The organism is Pseudomonas sp. SWRI68 (assembly GCF_014269165.1).
GTDB classification, from domain to species: domain Bacteria; phylum Pseudomonadota; class Gammaproteobacteria; order Pseudomonadales; family Pseudomonadaceae; genus Aquipseudomonas; species Aquipseudomonas capeferrum.
The window spans coordinates 1-1664 of the sequence record NZ_JABWRU010000049.1 but is presented as its reverse complement, the minus strand read 5'-3'; the positions used below and the strand labels follow the sequence as shown (position 1 = coordinate 1664).

Annotated in this window: 2 protein-coding genes; both read right to left on the bottom strand. The window is 64.7% G+C overall.

Annotated features, from left to right (window positions below; all coding sequences use genetic code 11):
* Positions 1-422: aromatic-ring-hydroxylating dioxygenase subunit beta (locus HU770_RS26700; RefSeq protein ID WP_186666571.1), on the bottom strand; the 422-nt coding region annotated here is incomplete at its 3' end.
* 14 nt (positions 423-436) lie between these two features.
* Positions 437-1663, bottom strand: a complete 1227-nt coding sequence (locus tag HU770_RS26695; protein ID WP_186666569.1) for an aromatic ring-hydroxylating dioxygenase subunit alpha — start codon at positions 1661-1663, stop codon at positions 437-439.
* Position 1664: the final 1 nt, after the last annotated feature.

Sequence of the window (1664 nt, the reverse complement as noted above, 5' to 3'; positions counted from 1 at the left end):
ACCTTGCGGTGGATCTTGAAACCGCCCGCCGCCCGCACCAGGGTGTAGGTCAGGTCGGCGCTGTAGTGCTTGAGGCTTTCCTTGCGGAACTCCCGCACGTTCTGCGCGCAGCGCACGGTGACGTTGACGCCGTCGTCGCCCAGCACCCGAAAGCGCGACAGCGTGCGCACGGTACGCGGTTGCGGGCTGGTGGATATCGACTCGCCGCCAATCAACCGCTGCACCCGCAGGCCACGCATGTGGTGGTCGTCGTAGGCGTAGTTGAGGGTGTTCTCGTAGTCGCTCTGCTTCGGATCGATGGGGATGATGTACGTGCCTTTTTCGGTCCATTGGCCGAGCCAGGCGTCGTACTCGCCGTGGTCGAGCATGTCGCCTTCCTGCCAGATGAAGGCGGTGACTTCTTGCAGCAATTGCAGGTCCATAGGGTTCTCCATGCTCACGCCGACATCATCTTTTTCCACTGCTGGTACGCCGCACGCATGCCGGTTTCGGCACTCACGTCGGACACCAGGCCGTCTGCGCTGGGCGTCTCGCCGGGCAGGCCGCGGTTGAGCATGATCCACAGGTCTTCACCGGCCCGGGCGCCTTTCTGCACCCGTTCCCACGCTTCGGAATCGTCCGGGGTGCCGAAGCCCATCGGGCCCTGGAAGTGCTCGTGCAGGCGCAGGCGGTAGCGGTTGGCTGCGGCCGGGCCGCCGTCCATGGTGATCACCGAGTGATGGATTTCGGTCTCGGTCACCGAGATCGGCTGCAGCACGCGGAAGAACGCCATCGAGCAGGCGACGTTGGGGAACAGGTTGAGGTTGAAGCCCGAACCGCCGACGGCGCGCACGATGCGGCGCACTTGTGGCTCGTCGATGCCCTCGTCGCGCAGCTCGGCGGCCAGGGCCTCGAAGCGCTCCGGGATCGGCTTGTCGAGGTCGGCTTCCAGGTCCACCAGCTCGGGGATCATCACCATCACGCTGTGGCCGTTGCCCAGGTCCTCGACGTAGCCGGGGCCTTTGACGAAGTCGAACAGCTCCAGGGTCTGCTCGTCGACCGAGGACAGGAAGCTCTTGTGCACCAGCGGGAAGTGGTAGGCGTCGGTGGTGTTTTCCAGTTGGATCTTCCAGTTGCCGGGGAAGCGGAAGCGGTGCTCGCCGGGGACCTTGATGCCGTAGCCGGCGCCTTGTTTCATGAACAGGTCCATCCACTTCCTGGCTGCGCCGAGGAAGTCTTCGAGCGGCTCGATGTCGTCCTTGAAGGTGGCGAAGACCATGCCGGCGTAGCTTTCGGTGCGCAGGCTGACCAGTGGCAGTTCGGCCTTGTCGATGCAATCGCCGTAGCTTTCCGGGTGGGGGATGCCGCGCAGCGAGCCGTCGAGGGCGTAGCCCCAGCCGTGGTAGGGGCAGACGAAGCTGTTGGTCTTGCCCTTCTTGTGCTCGCAGACCGTGGCGCCGCGGTGGCGGCAGCGGTTGAGCAGCACGTTGATGGCCTTTTTGCGGTCACGTACCACGATGACCGGCTGCTTGCCGATGAAGGTGGTCTTGTAGCTGCCCGCGTCCGGGACTTCACTCTCGTGAGCGACCCAGACCCAGGTGCTGTGGAAGATCTTCTGCAGCTCGGCGTCGAACAGGGCCGGGTCGGTGTAGAGGGAGGTGTGGACGCGGTCGTGCTGCACCAGC